Below are 17,142 nucleotides of genomic sequence, written 5' to 3' on the forward strand. Positions count from 1 at the left end.
CCTTGACTTATATATAAGATGTGTTTATGAGTATTGACATTATATTTTATTTCTTATAAAATTAATGATACAGTACGTATCAAAAAAGGAACACGGTAATGAACAAATCAGAGAAACAAAAAGCAAAAGAAAATGAACGACGACAGCGGATCCTGGATACTGCATTTCGCATCTTTGTAGAAAAGAAGATTGAAGCGGTAAGTATGGGCGAGATCGCAGAGGCGGTCGGTATCGGCAGGGCGACCTTATTCCGGTGTTATTCGAATAAGACAGAACTCGTGATCGCAGTCTGTATGGCACAGTGGAAATCATATCTGGACGAGCTCGATAGAAACAGACCGATTTCATCGGTTCAGGATATTCCGGCGATCGATCGATTCATATTCACGCTGGACAGTTATATTGAAATGTATCTGAATCATAAAGAACTGCTTCAGTACAATGATAACTTTAATCACTACGTCACGCATGAGGGCGTAGACCCGGAACAGTTTGAGAATATTCATACGTCGGTGTATTCGGCTGATACCCGATTGCATATGATGTATGAGAAAGCAAAGGAAGATCATACCCTTCGCACGGATATACCGGAGGATGAATTTATCCGTGTGACCATACATACGATGATGGCAGCATGTACCTACTATGCGGGAGGCTTTATATGGGGCGCAGAGGATAACAGGGATTATATGCCGGAGTTGATACGTTTAAAGGAAATGATCATAAACTATGCGACAGCATCTGTATAACAGGATGCAGGGGTACTAGGGATATAAGGGATACGTGCATGAATGAAAGGGAGGTAAATATGAGTAAATTAAAAACAAAGAGAAAAAAGCATTATCTGACAGCCGCCATGCTTGCCATGCTTGCGATTGCGACGCCCATAACGCTTTATGGGTCAATGACAACGTATGCACAGACGGAGGATGCAGCAGAGGTAGAAGTCGATGAGGGAATCGGATATCATTATCAGAAGACCGGAGAGGCATTGGTAGAGCAGGTAGACAGCTATAAAAATATATGGCGTATCTATGCTTCTACAGAAGAAAAAAAGTATATTGCAACGATCACATATGGAGGCGAAGATACAAACTATTCCGGTCAGTTTGGATTATTTTCAGATTATGAAGATGTATTTGCCAAGTACAATATCGTGCAGGTAGAAGTTGGAGAAGGACTGACATATTTTAATGTATATAGTCCACCAGAAAATCTCCAGTATGAATATATCTATCTTCCAAGTACGATGCAGAAATTAACAACAGCACTGGTGCAGCAACAGAAGAAGCTGAAGGAGATCACGATTCCGGCATCTGTTACAGAATTCAATTCAGGTTCGTTCAATCATGGCATGTTCTATATGGATGAGTCACTGGAGAAGATTACATTTGAGGAAGGATGCAAGCTTACTTCATTTGGAAAGAATGTTCAATATTTACTTTACGGTTGTAAGTCTTTAAAAGAATTTACGGTTCCGGCTTCCATTGAAACGATACCGGAGAGGTGCTTTTATAATTCACAGTATCTTGAGACGATCCGGTTCGAAAAAGGCTCAAAGGTTGAAAGCATAGGAAAGGAAGCTTTTTATGCCTGTTACGCTTTGAAAGATGTTGAATTAGCGGAAGGACTTACAACAATCGGAGAATCAGCATTCCGAAATCTGGATCAGATGGAGAAGCTTGTGATTCCTGGCACAGTCACAACGATCGGTATATGTGCATTTTATGACTGTGACGGATTACAGGAGATCGCAATTCCGGATTCCGTGACATCAATTGGAAAAGCAGCATTTGCATATTGCGGTAATGTTACCGATATACAACTTCCTGATCAGTTAGAGATGATTGAAGAGCAGGCTTTCATGGGATGCTCAAAGGTATCATCACTTCGGATTCCGGACAGTGTTAAGACAATTAAAGATGAAGCGTTCCGTTATATATATATAACCGAGCTGCCGTATATGCAGAACGTGACTACCATTGGAACTCGGGCATTTAGCATCAGTAATCTGCGAAGCCTTGAATATCCAAAATGCTTGACGGATTTTACAGCGACTTCATTGGATGGTGGCGGAAATGCAAAAATCAAGTACATAACATTTGAAGACGGATGTGCCTTGAATACCTTGCCGGAAGGCTTATTTTCTACATATAAAGAAAATAATACAAATCTGAAAGAACAACGTGAGATTAAGCTGCCTCTTTCTTTAAAAGAGTTAAATATGAATGTATTTTGTGGTTCATGGAACCGAACGATGGTAGAGATTCCGCACAAAGATAAGGATTCTTTGCAGTTAACTTTAACAGATTATGGAGATAAATCAAAAGAGACGATAGCGAATAGTTTAAAGAGCATGTACTATATGGTACATTCATTTGAGATTTACAGATGCCTGACGGAGACCTTTGGTGTGCCAAGAGATCACATCACTTTCCATGAGGAAAAGGTGGGTTGGAAATTGGCCGGTGTAAAGGATGGCATATATACCTATACGGCAGAATGTAGTACATGTGGAGAAGTCAGCAAGAGCTTGACCTATGATGAAAATGGATTTGCAACGGTGGATGGTTCCTATCAGCCGGCTGAGCAGGTCACGGCAGAGAATTGTAAGGCATTTGGATTAGACGAAAATTACATAGGATACTATGCAGTAAGCAATGCCGGACAGTTATACTGGTTTGCTGATTATGTAAATGGAAACGGAGATGATGCTACGGCACATCTGTCGGAGAATGTCGTTCTTTGCAATGATATTGAGATGAATGATACAAGTGAATGGGATGTATGGACAGATGAAACGACAAATGTGATCAACTGGCCATCTCTCGGATCTTATAATGTTAATTTTACGAAATATAACATTATATATCAGGGAGTTTTTGACGGAAATCATAAGACGATCCGGGGCTTGTATCGGAAAAATCCGGGATATGATAATCAGGGCGGACTGATCGGATATATCGGCAGATCGGGAGCTTTAAAGAATCTGACGATAGAGAAGTCTTATGTAACTGCATGTGCAGTATTTGCAGGATTCAATAATGGATCCGTTACGAACTGTACAGCCGGAAGACTGCGCACAAAATATTGTGGGCATGGCGGTGCTGTTTTTGTATATAAGAATTATGGAATTATGGATGCCTGTGTGAATACAGCAGATGTAGAATGGATCGATAAACAGCGTGAAAATTGCTTTGGCATAGTAGATATGAATTATGGCATTGTAAAAAACTGTGTCAATCGTGGAGCAATCAATAATACCGGAGGACGCATTAGCGGAGATGTGGGAGGAATTTGTGATTGGAATAAGGGCAAGATCCTGAACTGTTATAATGAAGCGCCAATTACATCAACCGGTCAGGCAGCCGGTATTGTAAGAGATAACAAGGGATATGTTGCTAACTGCTATAATAAAGGAGCACTTACAGGAACATATGTCGGAGGTATTGCAGCAGGAACCGGTGTGGCAGAAGGCGGTGATGTAATAATCGTAAATCCATCCATTGGGGGGTGGGAAGATACATCCGGCGGATCTTCAGATGATTCGGGAAGCGGTTCTACGGAAGCGGAGGAATTGGTTCCGGTTTCTCTGTCACAGTATGGAATCTATTATTGTTATAATACAGGAGCTGTTACAGCTTCGGACAGTTGCGCCGGAGGTATTGCTGCTTATGCAATATGTAGTAAGGGTACGATCTACGGCTGTTATAATACAGGAGACGTTGAAGGTGGTTCCCATACCGGAGGAATTGTAGGAGGGGTAGAGAATGCTCTGATAAGAGACTGCTATAATTATTCCACGAATATAAAGACAACAAATGTTGCAACCAGCTTCCAGAATAATGAACCGCATGCATTTGCAGCGCCTATTGCAGGTTGTGTTTCATCTTATTTGGGAAATGCAGTGGTATCTGCCTGCTGTTATGTGGGAGATATTGATGTGGAAGCTTACGGATATTCCATGGATTTGAAGGGACATAAGGTGACATTTACTGATAATGAAGCTATGACAGCGGAAGATTTTGAATCCGGTAAGGCTGCCTGGAAACTGCAGAATGGTATCAATGAAGATCTGAAGGCTTCCGGAGGAAAGCAGTTATTTGTATGGAAACAGATAATAAGCGGAGCAGAAATCGAACGATATCCGTATCTTGATTTAACAGAGGAAGAAACAAGCAGAAGCGTTATGCAGATGACCTTCCATTATACGACCGGTGGTAAAGATCTTGCAGGATATGGATATACGAATTACAACCATGCAGTTACCGAGACCCAGGCACCGACTGTAACAGGAAAGAATGATGCAATTCATACATTCGACTGGTATGAAGATAAGGAACATACGACCTTGTATGATTTCACGCATGTATTAACTGCAGATAAGGATGTATATGCAGAAGCATATGACCTGTATACTCTGGAATTTAAATTGACGGAAGGTAGTTATGCATCGGCAAGCGTTGATAAGAAGAAAGTGACAGAGCTTATCACCGAGACCGGTGAGACTGTTGTATTTACAGTAACACCGGATACAGGATGCATATTAGAAGGGGTAAGCTTGGATGGAAAGACACTGAAGCCGGATGAGGATGGCAATTATACGATATCCGATATCTCAGCAAATCATACGGTAGAGATTACAACAAAGGAAACAGAAGTTACATTTACCTACAAGGCCGGCGAGCATGGAACAGTAAAATGGGTAGGTGACAAGACCGGTTCCGGTGAATTGACAGAGACGATCAAGGCAGTAAGCGGAACACCAAAGGGAGTTCTTCCGGTGGCAGATCTTGGCTGGCATTTCGTGAAGTGGGTTGACAGCAAGGAGGGTAGTCCGTTCTATTCCATAACCGGACTCTATCCAACTGCGGTAAACGGTGTTTTTGAGGGCGAGACCTACACCGCAATCTTTGAAAAGAATATAGAGACTTATGCGATCTCCGGAACTGTTCGCGATCCCGAAGGCAATCCTGTACCGGGTGTAACAGTTAAATTAAAAGGAAACGGTGATACAAAAAAGACGACATCAGCAGAAGATGGCTCTTATCGGTTTGAGAAATTAGAAGAGGCAGAATATCAGTTAGCAGCCATAAAGTATTATGAGAATAACTGGAAGGCAGAGAGTGAAACCGCTGGTGTCAGATTAGAGGGATCGGATGTAACCGGTCGGGATCTTAAGCTTTCGATGAACAGAGCGACAAATACGAAACCTGACGGATGCATCGAGTATTACAGAGTTACACTTACAGAGAATGCGCAGGACTATCTGGAAGAAACAGGTGGCGACGTAGTTGAAGATTCAGACTATACATTATCGGCAAGAGATAGATACAGCAATGCCCATGCGGTTGTCTATGTATACGAAGCGGTGAGGGGATTTGATGGTAACTATTATAAACTGTCTGATGAAGTGGCAGAGGCACTTAAGACAGATGGCAGATGCTATACTATTAAGAACATTGGAAAAGACTACATCATAGATGTGAAAGCAGAAGATGTGATCCCGAACCGATATGAGGTTACGATCCCATCCGGTGGGGATGATTATACGATCCTTCCGGAGAAAGAGGGAGAAACAATCAGTTATGGCGAGGATTATTCCTTTACAGTTAAGGCTGCAGCCGGTCGATGTGTTCTTGTATCTGCAAATGGCACAAGGATAGAATTTGCAGATGGAAAGTATACGATCAAAAATGTGACAAAACCACAGAAGATCATAGTAGAATTTGCGGATCAACATACCTGTGGAGAATGGAAGGTTGTTACACCTGCTACCTATGATGCGGCAGGAGAAGAAACAAGAACCTGTTCTGTATGTGGAGCGGTTGAGATAAGAGAGCTGGCGCAGCTTATCTGCAAGCATGTATCAAAGCGTCTGGTAACAGATAAGAAAGCAACCTGTACGGCGGCAGGAAGTGGACATTATGTTTGTGATACCTGTGGAAAGACAGTGCAGACAAATGTCAGTATAGCAGCAAAGGGTCATACCTGGACTGCATGGACAGTGACAGTGAAGCCGACTACCTCAAATGCAGGGGAAGAAAGCAGAACCTGCTCTGTATGTAAGAAGGTTGAGAAACGTCAGGTCAGCAAGTTAAGCCAGAAAAAATATACGATTACTTATAAGTTAAATAAGGGTAAGAATAACAGGAAGAATCCGAAGACCTATACATCAGCGAAGAAGGTTATATTAAAGAAACCGACCCGGAAGGGATATGCATTCAAGGGATGGTATACAAATAGTAATTATACGAAGAAGATAACCTCGATCAAGAAAGGCTCAAAGAAGAATTATACCGTATATGCGAAGTGGTCGAAGATAAAGGTGAAGAAGACAACCGGACTTAAGGTTACGAATACGAATGGCAGGAATCTGGTTGTGAAGTATTCAAAGGTATCCGGAGCAAAGGGATATCAGATCACATACGCGACCAATTCTAAGTTCACCAAGGGCAAGAAGGTTGTCAATACAACGAAGAGAACGAAGACCATAAAGAAGCTGAAAAAAGGAAAGACCTATTATGTACGGGTCCGTGCATATAAGAAGGATTCTACAGGCAGGAAAGTATATGGTAAATACAGTAAAGTAAAGAAGGTCAAGATAACAAAATAAGATTAAGACAAAGGAGCATGATTAAGAATGTAATCAGGGGCAGGATAAAAAGTTTGCTTTTTATCCTGCCCCTGAATCTGATTATTTATTCTATTTATCAGCATCGATTACTGATTGGATCTGTTTCATAAGAGTGTCATAGTTATTCTGGTCATCGATACCGCCGAGCATAGGATCTCCGACGATATTACCATTCCTATCGACAAGTATGGTTGTAGGAAATGCCATGATGTCGGAGGCATATTTACCTATGTTTGAATCAGAGTCAATGGAAATATTGCGGTATTTGGCACCCTGACTGTCAAGAATGGCTGCGGCCTCCTTGATAGCATCTTCGTTTCCGTCAAAGGTCTCTGTGTTGATACCTACTACCTCGCCTCCCATCGATTTGATGGCATCGTTTAATTCATTAAGCTTGGATAATTCTGCGACACAAGGTTTGCAGCCGGTAAACCAGAAATTAACGACCGTTACCGCATTATTGGAAAACAGGCTTTCGTCAACAGAATTACCATCGAAATCCTTACCGGTGAAACTCTTGAAAGGTGTGATTTCTTCGGAACTGTCGTTCTGGTCGGCGCTTTCTGATCCTGTATTATTATTTTCGATTTCGGATATCTGCTTTTCAATCTGTCTGATGGTTTCAATATCATCGTTAAGTGTTTTCAGTTCATCATCTGTAAAGGATTCCTTGTTTGATTCCACGGCGCCGGCCAGATAATCGGCATAATCTCCGCTTGGATCAGCGCTGCTTTTATTCATCATGCCAAATACCTTGTTCCATACATCCGCATGATCTGCAAAAATCTGGTTCTCCTGCTGATATAAATCATCCAGCTTCGTGTTGGAATTGTCCGCAGCTTCAGTGGTGGCTTCTGTCTGGTTTTTTTGTGAACTCTCAGTTGTGGCAGATCCTGATCCGCTACATGCCGTGAGAGATAATGCTGCACAGAGAGTGATAATAGGTATTAATGTTTTTTTTGTCTTCATAGATAATTGCTCCTTTAAATAATAATTTAGATAATATTAGTGTGGCTGATTGTTACACGTTGGTTTTGGAAGATTGCTTATGTCCCTTTTGGGAACATGGTCTCCCCATAAACTGATAGCAGATCGCGTCTTTTGGACAGGCCTTTATACATGCTCCGCATCGTATGCATTCCGGATGATTTGGTGTTTTGCATACATCTACATCCATTTTGCATGCCTTTGAACACTTACCGCATCCGACACATTTGCTGCTTTCAACCTTGATATTCATAAGGCTGACCTTGTTAAATAATGAATAGATTGCTCCAAGAGGACAAATCCATTTGCAGAAAGGTCTGTAGAACAAAATACTCAGTATAATAACCGTAATTAAAATAAGGCACTTAAAAGAAAAAAGCTTTCCGAGAGCAGACCGTATAGCGGTATTTCCAAGTGAAAGTGGTATAGCTCCCTCTAAAACACCCTGTGGACAAATATACTTACAGAAGAACGGGTCTCCCATTCCTATGGAGTTCGTTACAAGCATCGGCAGAAGTATAACGAAAACAATCAGGATGATATATTTCAGGTATCTTAACGGTTTCAGTCTGGCTGTGGAAAATTTTTTCCCCGGTATTTTATGAAGCAGATCCTGAAACCATCCAAATGGGCACAAAAAACCACATATAAATCTTCCGAGGATCACACCGAGCAAAATGAAAAAACCGGTTATGTAGTATGAAAACTTAAATTTGAATGAGCCGACAACCGCTTGGAATGCCCCGATCGGACACGCTCCTGTTGCAGCGGGACAGGAGTAACAGTTTAATCCCGGTACGCATACTGTTTTGGCTTTGCCCTGATAGATCTTGCCTTTAAATAAATTGGGGATGTGAATATTGGTAAGCAGCGTGGCAGCTGCCTGTATCCATCCGCGTATTCTGGCTGTTTTTTTTGATATTGATTTGTTCTTATCCAATTCCTACACACTCCAGACATAATTTTATTGCTTTGCTGAGCACGGCAGCCGCTTCACCTCTGACTACACCATAGCTGATCATTGCTATACCTGTGATGAGTAAAACGATCTGAGATATTTTCCTGTACTTCAAGATATTGCAGCTCCTTTCTTGATTGTGTTTGTTGACCAGCTGACTTAGGTATTATACAATAGCTGTTGTAAAATTTTTGTTAAGAAACAGGTGAAAGATTTTTGAGATTATTAATAGTTGAAGATGAGAAACAAATATGTGATATGGTTGCGAAAAGCCTGTATGGTGTTGGGTATGAAGTGGATACCTGTTATGATGGGGAAGAGGCTCTTGAATGTATCCTTACGGAGGATTATGATCTGATCGTTTTGGATCTGAATCTGCCCGGTATGGATGGAATGGAAATCTTAAGAGAACTCAGACGGGAAAATGAGGAGACAAAGGTTATTATATTATCTGCAAGAGGACAGATCGCGGATAAGGTTGAGGGACTGGATGCAGGTGCAAATGATTATATGGAAAAACCATTTCATATAAAGGAACTTGAAGCACGTATCAGAAGTCTGACAAGAAGAAAATTTGTGCAGAAGGATGTATGTCTGGAAAGCGGCGGGATAAGCTTTGATACGATAAAACGTGAGGCATATGCAAAAGGGGAAAAGGTTTCCCTTACAAGAAAAGAAAATGGTATTTTAGAATATCTGCTTCTCAATCTGGGAAGACCGGTAAGTCAGGAAGAATTGATGGAGCATGTCTGGGATGCATCCGTGGACAGCTTTAGTGGAGCAATTAGAGTACATATGTCTTCGCTTAGAAGAAAGCTTAAGGCAGTGCTCGGATATGATCCGATTTTGAACAAGGTGGGAGAAGGGTATAAAATACGAGAGGAGGCCGACAGATGAAAAGAATATCGCTACAGTGGAGACTTACATGTATAATTACATTATATATTGCGCTTATATGTGGATGTCTGACTATGCTTATTTATAAAAATGGTGTGTACTATATTGATTCTCTGCAAGAGACTGTTGATGCCAGGGGAGATGATAACGGAAGCTCTTCGGATGAAATATATATCAGCATTCCGGAGGATAACTGGGATGATTTTGCAAATGATTTTTCCGTTCAGGTGTACAATAACAAGGCAGACTACAAAAAAAACAGCCTGATAATTTCAGCCTTGCTGGCGCTTCTGGGTGGTGTGGCCACGTATTTTATCAGTGGACATGCCCTAAAGCCGATTGGTAAGTTTTCTGATAAGATTGAAGAGGTACAGGCACAAAATCTGGCAGATTCACGAATAGAAGAAAACAATGTTAAAGAACTGAACCAACTGAGTGTTTCGTATAACAAGATGCTTGAACGTCTCTCGGATTCATTTGATATACAGAGACAATTTACCGCAAATGCGGCACATGAGCTTCGAACCCCATTATCTTTAATGCAGATACAGCTTGATTCATATAATTCCAATCCGCATCCGGGCAATGATGCAGATACCGAGCAAACGATAAAGATGGTTACGGAACAGAATGACAGACTCGGTAAAATGGTAAAAACCCTTCTGGATATGAGCGAGCTTCAAACTGTGGGGAGAGACGATGTAATAATGGTCAATGCTCTTGTTGATGAAGTATTGGCGGATCTGGAACCGCTTGCACAGGAAAAAAATATAAAACTTATTGGAAAATGCACGGATATAAGGATGATCGGAAGTGATATCCTTATTTATAGGATGGTATACAATCTTGTTGAGAATGCTATAAAATATAATCATTCTGGGGGACGGGTTACAGTGACCGCATATCAAAAGGAAAAACATATTTACCTGTCAATAGAGGATACCGGAAATGGAATCCCGGAGGAACTCAGGCAGCGTGTGTTTGAACCGTTCTTTCGTGTGGATAAATCCAGAAGCCGGGAACTTGGTGGTGTCGGACTTGGACTTGCACTTGTTCATGAAATCGTAAGTGCGCATGATGGGACAATTACAGTTAGGTCTAATCCATCCGGAGGTACGATTTTTGATGTGAGTTTTACCCAGTGATCATTCCTGAAATGTGTGTGAAAAAATAAAATAAAAATAATTAGCACTCACCTCTTGACAGTGCTAACAAAAAATGTTATGTTAACTACTGTAATGAAAGTGTATCTTGAATTACAGTAGTTTTTATATGTCAGGAGGTAAATGATTATGGATATGGACAAATATACAAGAAAGTCGCTTGAAGTAATAGAAAAAGCGAAAGATAAAGCCCTGGAATATGATAATCAGGAGCTTGCACAGATTCATTTACTTGCAGGATTGCTTGAGATAGACGAAAGCCTTATTTCGAAGATTTTTGAAAAACTCGATATAGATGTAACAGCAGCGGTAAATAGGGTGGAAGATAAGCTTGCATCACTGCCAAAAGTAAGTGGTGGAAATCTGTATGCCGGAAATAATTTTTCAAAGGCGCTCATTCAGGCTGAAAAGGAAGCAAAGCAGATGGGAGACAGCTTTGTATCGGTTGAGCATCTGTTCCTTGGACTGATCGAAAAAGCCGATTCCGATGTGAAGCCATTGCTTAAAACATGGGCGATCGATCGGAACACATTTTTAAAGGCTCTGGCAGATATCAGAGGAAATAAAAAGGTAGACAGTGAGAATCCGGAAGATTCCTATGAAGCAATGGAGAAGTTCGGATACGATCTGGTGGAACGGGCAAGAGAGCAGAAGATCGATCCGGTTATCGGACGAGATGCTGAGATACGAAACGTGATCCGGATCCTTTCCCGTAAGACCAAGAATAACCCGGTTCTGATCGGTGAACCTGGTGTAGGTAAGACAGCGGTTGCAGAAGGTCTGGCACAGCGTATTGTCAGAGGTGATGTGCCGGAAGGCTTGAAGAATAAGAAGATATTCGCACTGGATATGGGTGCGTTGGTTGCCGGTGCCAAGTATCGTGGTGAATTTGAGGAACGTCTGAAGACAGTTCTGGATGAAGTAAAGAAATCAGAAGGTGAGATAATCCTCTTTATTGATGAGCTGCATACGATCGTTGGAGCCGGTAAGACAGATGGCGCAATGGATGCAGGCAATATGTTAAAGCCTATGCTTGCCCGTGGCGAACTGCATTGTATCGGTGCAACGACACTTGACGAATACAGACAGTACATTGAAAAGGATGCCGCTCTGGAACGTCGTTTCCAACCGGTACAGATCGATGAGCCGACGGTAGAAGATACGATCTCCATTCTTCGTGGTATCAAGGAAAGATATGAGGTGTTCCATGGAGTTAAGATCTCGGATGGTGCATTGGTAAGTGCAGCGGTGCTTTCCAACCGGTACATTACAGATCGTTTCCTTCCGGATAAAGCGATCGACCTTGTCGATGAAGCCTGTGCGATGATCAAGACGGAGTTGGATTCCATGCCGACCGAAGTTGATGAGATCACAAGAAAGATCATGCAGCTTGAGATCGAGGAAGCCGCACTGAAGAAAGAGGAAGACCACCTGAGTAAGCAGAGACTGGCGGATATACAGTCAGAGCTTGCAGAGTTAAAGGATAAAGCAAATAATCTGAAAGCCAAATGGGAGAATGAAAAGGCAGGCGTTGAGAAGATCCGTAACCTGAAAGAGGAGATCGAGAAGATCAAGAATGATATTCAGGTTGCCCAGAGAAATTACGATCTGAACAAAGCAGCCGAATTGCAGTATGGCAAACTTCCGGCAGCTCAGAAAGAGCTGGAACTGGCAGAGCAGTCTGCATCGGAGAAAGAACGAAAGCTGGTACATGAGGTCGTATCAGAAGAAGAAATTTCGGAGATTGTATCCAAGTGGACCGGTATTCCGGTAGCCAAACTGACGGCGAGTGAAAAGAGTAAGACACTGAATCTTGCAGATGAACTTCATAAGAGGGTTGTCGGTCAGGATGAAGCTGTTGAATATGTCAGCGATGCGATTATCCGTTCCAAAGCAGGAATCAAGGATCCAAGCAAGCCGATCGGCTCATTCCTGTTCCTTGGACCAACCGGTGTAGGTAAGACAGAGCTTGCAAAGACACTGGCAGAAGCTTTATTTGATAATGAACAGAACATGGTTCGTATCGATATGAGTGAATATATGGAGAAATACAGTGTATCCAGACTGATCGGAGCGCCTCCTGGATATGTAGGCTACGATGAAGGCGGACAGCTTACCGAGGCAGTCCGTAGGAAACCATATTCGGTTGTCTTGTTCGACGAAGTAGAGAAGGCACACCCGGATGTATTCAATGTATTATTACAGGTATTGGATGATGGACGTATCACGGACTCACAGGGCAGAACGGTAGACTTTAAGAATACGATCATCATCATGACATCGAATATCGGTGGTGTGGATATCGCAGAAGGCGGTGGCGAGATCACGGATGAGATACGGGAGACAGTTATGAACAAACTGAAACAGCACTTCCGTCCGGAGTTCCTGAACCGTATCGATGAGACGATCATCTTCAAGTCATTAAGCAAAGAGAATATTGGCAGTATCGTTGATCTTATGGTCAAGGATCTGAACAAACGTCTGGCTGGACAGGAGATCACGATCAAGCTTACGGATGAGGCTAAGAGTGCGATCATCGATCAGGGCTATGATCCGGTCTATGGTGCAAGACCATTGAAGCGTTTTATTCAGAAGAATGTTGAGACACTGGTTGCCCGTATGATCCTTGCAGGTGAAGTATCCACCCAGTCAGCGATCATCATTGACTATGACGGTCAGAAATTGACAGCGAGAAATGAGAAGTAGTAATATAAACAGGTAGTAAATGCCTGGTGACAACTAAAATAAGCATGATAAAAGGGATTGGCATTGAAAATATTTTTCGGTGCCAGTCCCTTTAATCTTATTTTAATGATGGTATGCCATTGTATATTAAGATAGGGAGGTTGTGTCCATGCGCATTTTGGTTGTTGAAGATGAATTGGATCTGAATCATATAATATGTAATAAACTGACAAAAGAAGGATACAATGTAGATGCCTGTTTTGACGGGCAGGCAGCACTTGATTATCTGGAGACGGCAAGTTACGATGGAGTTATAATGGATATTATGATTCCGAAAAAAGATGGTATGTCGGTTTTAAAAACAATCCGGGCAGAAGGAATACAGGTTCCGGTGCTTTTTTTGACTGCAAAGTCCGAAACGCAGGATATTGTCAGGGGACTGGATGCAGGAGCCAGTGACTATATGACAAAACCGTTTGAGTTTTCGGAATTGCTCGCAAGGTTAAGGGTAATGCTTCGTACTGTACATATAAGTAATGACAGCATATTGAATTATGGGTCATTACAGATTGATACAAATAATCACCGGGTTGTCCGGGATGGTGTGACTGTCGATCTTACAGTCCGGGAATATGCAATCCTGGAATATCTGGTGCGTAACAGGAACATTGTTGTCACAAGAGAGCAGATCCGTGCAAATATATGGAGCATTGATGATGATATCAATTCAAATGTAGTTGATGTATATATTCGATATCTTCGCAGAAAAATCGATGATCCTTTTAAAGAAAAACTGATACATACGATCCGGGGAGTAGGTTATAGACTGGAATGTTAAAAAGGAAAATCTCATTTATTAATTTTACTGTTATTGTTTGTGGACTTATCATTGCAGCAGGAACGATATGTCTTTTGTTGATGCAGAAGAATCTGATCAAAGAGGATACTAAATATCTGGCTTATACAGAACTGGCGCAGGAAGTGAAACGTGCAAAAAAAAATATAGGATTTGATGAGAATGAGAATCCGTATATAAAAAGCGATTTTTACGATCCGGAAGAGAAAGATACTTATAACGAAAATGTATATGTGTTTTTACAGTCAAGAGACGGAAGTTTTCTTGATGGCAGAATGCCGGATGATTCCAGAACCGGGCTTGATATCGGATTACAGAGTCTTACAAAAGTAACCTTTCAGGGAGAGCGTTATTACGTAGCAACCAGACGAGGAAAAAGGAAGAATGGAACGGAGGATGACAGTTTTTATCTGGTATGTGCTATGATGTCGGAACAGGCGGTGAAAGAAAATTATCGCGGACTGTGGCATCAGTCATATTTGGTGATAGGAGTTGTTGGCGCATTTTTTATTTTATTTGCCCTTTTATTAAGATATCTGATCGCTGTACCAATGAGACAGTTGAATGAATCGATAAAAAAGAGCGGGGAGAATCTGGATTTTACGGATAGTCTGGAATACAAAGGATGTTTTAAAGAACTTCAGATGTTAACAGATGCAAATAATCATTTGTACCAGAGAGTGCAGCAGGAGTTGGAACGTCAGGAAGAATTTAATGCGAATGTATCCCATGAACTTCGTACGCCTATTGCTGTTATGCATGCACAATGCCAGGTGTCGAGAGAGGTGGCAGAAAAGAAGCAGGATAAAGAAGCAATAAAAAGTATAGAGGTATTTGAGCGACAGACAAACCGTATGAAGAATCTGGTTGATCAATTGCTTCAAATGACTGCAATAGATAGAAAGGGGACAACATTCAGTATGGAAGATATTGATGTTCGGGATGTAATTGAATCTGCATGTGATGATATAGCATATATTGATACGAAACAGATTACATTTGAATATTCCTTTCAGCCGACGATCATACATGCAAATATGAATCTTATCTATATTGTTATAAATAACTTGCTTTCAAATGCTGTAAAGTATAGTAATGAAGGAACTAAAATCTATGTGTCCTGTGGAGAGAAAGACGGAAAGTCGTATATTCGTATTCAGGATGAAGGCTGTGGAATAGAGAAAGAAAATATATCCAAAATATTTGAAAGCTTTTATCGGGAAGAAAAAGATCGTAATGCGGAAGGTTTTGGCCTGGGACTTTCACAGGCAATGAAGATTGCTGAGTTATATGGGGGAGGGATTTATGTTGAAAGTACAAAGAATAAAGGAAGTATTTTCACATTTTTTATTCCAAAACCTTAAAAATAAATAGAAGAATGTCGAATTTTTAATAGAGCTTTAATATTGGATTTTTATAATCCGATATTAGGGTTCTTTTTTTATGTAGAAAGAACAATATATCGAGTAGGACTTGAGTGGAGGATTCTATGAGAAATTATAAACGATTGATTCATTTGTTACTTGGACCGGTTCTATTCCTGTTGGCATGCTTTCTTTTACCGCGTGCAGTCCTGCCGACATTTGCAGAACGGGCAGCAGTTGGAACGGTATTCTGGATGGCATACTGGTGGGTAACAGGTCCGGTAGATTATGCAGTAACGGCGTTTTTGCCGATTGCGATCAATGCAGTAGTTCCTATGGCGGAGATGAAGGCCATAATATCGAATTATGCGGACGAAACGATTCTGCTATTGCTTGGAGCTTCGATCATAACAGTATTATGGGAAAATACAGGACTGGACAAACGAATTGCAATCACGTTTCTGCGTCTGATCGGAAACAGTCTTAGAATGCAGCTTGTGTTCTGGTTTGCGTTGTCAATGGTATTATCTGCGGTGCTTCCGAATGCAGTAGTATGCGCAACGATCACGCCGATCGCAGTTTCTATGCTGAAATATATTGGAATGGATGACGTGAAAAACAGCAAGACGGCATCGAAGATCCTGCTGACGATCGCCTATGCGACAGGACTTGGTGGTCTGGCATCTCCACTTGGTGGTGCTATGAATCTGGTAACGGTGGAATATATCCAGCAGTTGACCGGAAAAGAATATATGTATTCCTCCTGGGTTATCCGGTTCCTTCCGGTTATGCTGATCCTAATGCTGATCAATGTAGTATTTATTCTTCGTGATGTAAAGAAGACAGATCTGTTAGGTGGTTCCAGTGAATATTTTGCGGAACAGTACCGGAAGCTTCCAAAGATGAGCTTTGAAGAAAAATCCGCACTTGTGCTGTTTGTAGTGGCAACAGGTCTGGCATTTACCAGACAGCTTTATCAGGATATATTGCCGGGATTAAAGCCTGCATATGTATTTATCATCTGTGCGATCATCGCCTTTCTTTTTACAAATAAAGAGGGAAAACGGATCATGGTCTGGAAACAGGTGCAGGGAAAGATCGTCTGGGATCTGATGTATATATTTGCCGGAGGTCTGGCACTTGGAAGCCTGATCAATGCAACAGGTGTTGCAAAAGCACTTGGAGAAGTGATTTCTTCCCTTGATATGAAGGGTGGTTTTGTAACGATCCTGATCATTCTGACTGCAACACTACTGTTGTCGGATGTGACCTCAAATACAGCTACGGCAGCGGTTGCGATTCCACTTGTGATCTCAATCACACAGGGATGTGGGCTGAACCCGATTCCGTATATATATGTAGCATCCATTGGTGTGAACCTGTCTTATATGCTGCCAACGTCGATCCGTGCGATTCCGGTGGGATATGGACTGGAACCAAAGTATATGTTCCGGGAAGGTTGGAAGATTTCCCTTATCATTATTCTTGTAATGTCGATCATATGCACATTGCTGTTAAAATACTGGAGCACATTCAGTACGGTGTAAAAAAAGCCATACAGAAACGGGCGTGAAACGAAGAGAAAGAAATGGAGA

At 41.6% G+C, this 17,142-nt stretch carries 11 protein-coding genes; 8 read left to right on the forward strand and 3 right to left on the reverse strand.

Features of this window, described 5'->3' with window-relative positions; translation table 11 throughout:
• Nucleotides 1-98: 98 nt before the first annotated feature.
• Nucleotides 99-749 (forward strand): TetR/AcrR family transcriptional regulator, encoded by a 651-nt coding sequence (locus tag DXB77_RS06780; protein WP_118483395.1) that lies wholly within the window; start codon nt 99-101, stop codon nt 747-749.
• 59 nt (nt 750-808) lie between these two features.
• Nucleotides 809-6,616, forward strand: coding sequence for a leucine-rich repeat protein (locus DXB77_RS06785; RefSeq protein WP_182439441.1), 5,808 nt, complete (start codon nt 809-811; stop codon nt 6,614-6,616).
• Nucleotides 6,617-6,706: 90 nt separating this feature from the next.
• Here DXB77_RS06785 and DXB77_RS06790 read toward each other — a convergent pair whose 3' ends face one another.
• The 3 genes from DXB77_RS06790 to DXB77_RS06800 are packed head-to-tail and all read right to left on the reverse strand — an operon-like array spanning nt 6,707 to nt 8,700.
• Nucleotides 6,707-7,606, reverse strand: a complete 900-nt coding sequence (locus DXB77_RS06790) for a TlpA disulfide reductase family protein (protein WP_117808735.1) — start codon at nt 7,604-7,606, stop codon at nt 6,707-6,709.
• A 52-nt stretch (nt 7,607-7,658) separates the two neighbouring features.
• Nucleotides 7,659-8,564, reverse strand: coding sequence for a 4Fe-4S binding protein (locus DXB77_RS06795; RefSeq protein ID WP_117808734.1), 906 nt, complete (start codon nt 8,562-8,564; stop codon nt 7,659-7,661).
• Nucleotides 8,557-8,700 carry a CD1871A family CXXC motif-containing protein gene (locus DXB77_RS06800; RefSeq protein WP_117785383.1) on the reverse strand — a complete coding sequence of 48 codons (144 nt, stop codon included), beginning with the start codon at nt 8,698-8,700 and terminating at the stop codon, nt 8,557-8,559. The genes DXB77_RS06795 and DXB77_RS06800 overlap by 8 nt, the downstream gene beginning before the upstream one ends.
• Before the next feature lie 98 nt (nt 8,701-8,798).
• Here DXB77_RS06800 and DXB77_RS06805 point away from each other — a divergent pair, with 98 nt between their 5' ends.
• From DXB77_RS06805 to DXB77_RS06830, 6 genes are all read left to right on the forward strand, one after another.
• Complete coding sequence (locus DXB77_RS06805; protein WP_117808733.1) at nt 8,799-9,479, forward strand: response regulator transcription factor; 681 nt, start codon at nt 8,799-8,801, stop codon at nt 9,477-9,479.
• Entirely contained in the window at nt 9,476-10,624 is a 1,149-nt protein-coding gene (locus tag DXB77_RS06810; RefSeq protein ID WP_117808732.1) for a HAMP domain-containing sensor histidine kinase, read from the forward strand. The genes DXB77_RS06805 and DXB77_RS06810 overlap by 4 nt, the downstream gene beginning before the upstream one ends.
• Before the next feature lie 147 nt (nt 10,625-10,771).
• Nucleotides 10,772-13,348 carry an ATP-dependent chaperone ClpB gene (gene clpB, locus DXB77_RS06815; protein ID WP_117822953.1) on the forward strand — a complete coding sequence of 859 codons (2,577 nt, stop codon included), beginning with the start codon at nt 10,772-10,774 and terminating at the stop codon, nt 13,346-13,348.
• Between the two features lie 148 nt (nt 13,349-13,496).
• Nucleotides 13,497-14,165 (forward strand): response regulator transcription factor, encoded by a 669-nt coding sequence (locus DXB77_RS06820; RefSeq protein ID WP_117808730.1) that lies wholly within the window; start codon nt 13,497-13,499, stop codon nt 14,163-14,165.
• On the forward strand, nt 14,159-15,547 hold the full coding sequence (locus DXB77_RS06825) for a HAMP domain-containing sensor histidine kinase (RefSeq protein ID WP_118500575.1): 1,389 nt from the start codon (nt 14,159-14,161) through the stop codon (nt 15,545-15,547). Before DXB77_RS06820 ends, DXB77_RS06825 begins: the two co-directional genes overlap by 7 nt.
• A gap of 125 nt (nt 15,548-15,672) precedes the next feature.
• Nucleotides 15,673-17,094 (forward strand): SLC13 family permease, encoded by a 1,422-nt coding sequence (locus DXB77_RS06830; RefSeq protein WP_118662873.1) that lies wholly within the window; start codon nt 15,673-15,675, stop codon nt 17,092-17,094.
• The last annotated feature ends 48 nt before the right edge of the window (nt 17,095-17,142 follow it).

The sequence above is a fragment of the Clostridium sp. OM05-9 genome, from assembly GCF_003481465.1.
GTDB classification, from domain to species: domain Bacteria; phylum Bacillota; class Clostridia; order Lachnospirales; family Lachnospiraceae; genus Coprococcus; species Coprococcus ammoniilyticus.

Excerpts from the sequence above, each read along its gene's own strand:
- DXB77_RS06780 (WP_118483395.1), top strand. The coding sequence starts at position 99 with ATGAACAAATCAGAGAAACAAAAAGCAAAAGAAAATGAACGACGACAG.
- DXB77_RS06785 (WP_182439441.1), top strand. The coding sequence starts at position 809 with ATGAGTAAATTAAAAACAAAGAGAAAAAAGCATTATCTGACAGCCGCC.
- DXB77_RS06790 (WP_117808735.1), bottom strand. The coding sequence starts at position 7,606 with ATGAAGACAAAAAAAACATTAATACCTATTATCACTCTCTGTGCAGCA.
- DXB77_RS06810 (WP_117808732.1), top strand. The coding sequence starts at position 9,476 with ATGAAAAGAATATCGCTACAGTGGAGACTTACATGTATAATTACATTA.
- clpB (WP_117822953.1), top strand. The coding sequence starts at position 10,772 with ATGGATATGGACAAATATACAAGAAAGTCGCTTGAAGTAATAGAAAAA.
- DXB77_RS06820 (WP_117808730.1), top strand. The coding sequence starts at position 13,497 with ATGCGCATTTTGGTTGTTGAAGATGAATTGGATCTGAATCATATAATA.
- DXB77_RS06825 (WP_118500575.1), top strand. The coding sequence starts at position 14,159 with ATGTTAAAAAGGAAAATCTCATTTATTAATTTTACTGTTATTGTTTGT.
- DXB77_RS06830 (WP_118662873.1), top strand. The coding sequence starts at position 15,673 with ATGAGAAATTATAAACGATTGATTCATTTGTTACTTGGACCGGTTCTA.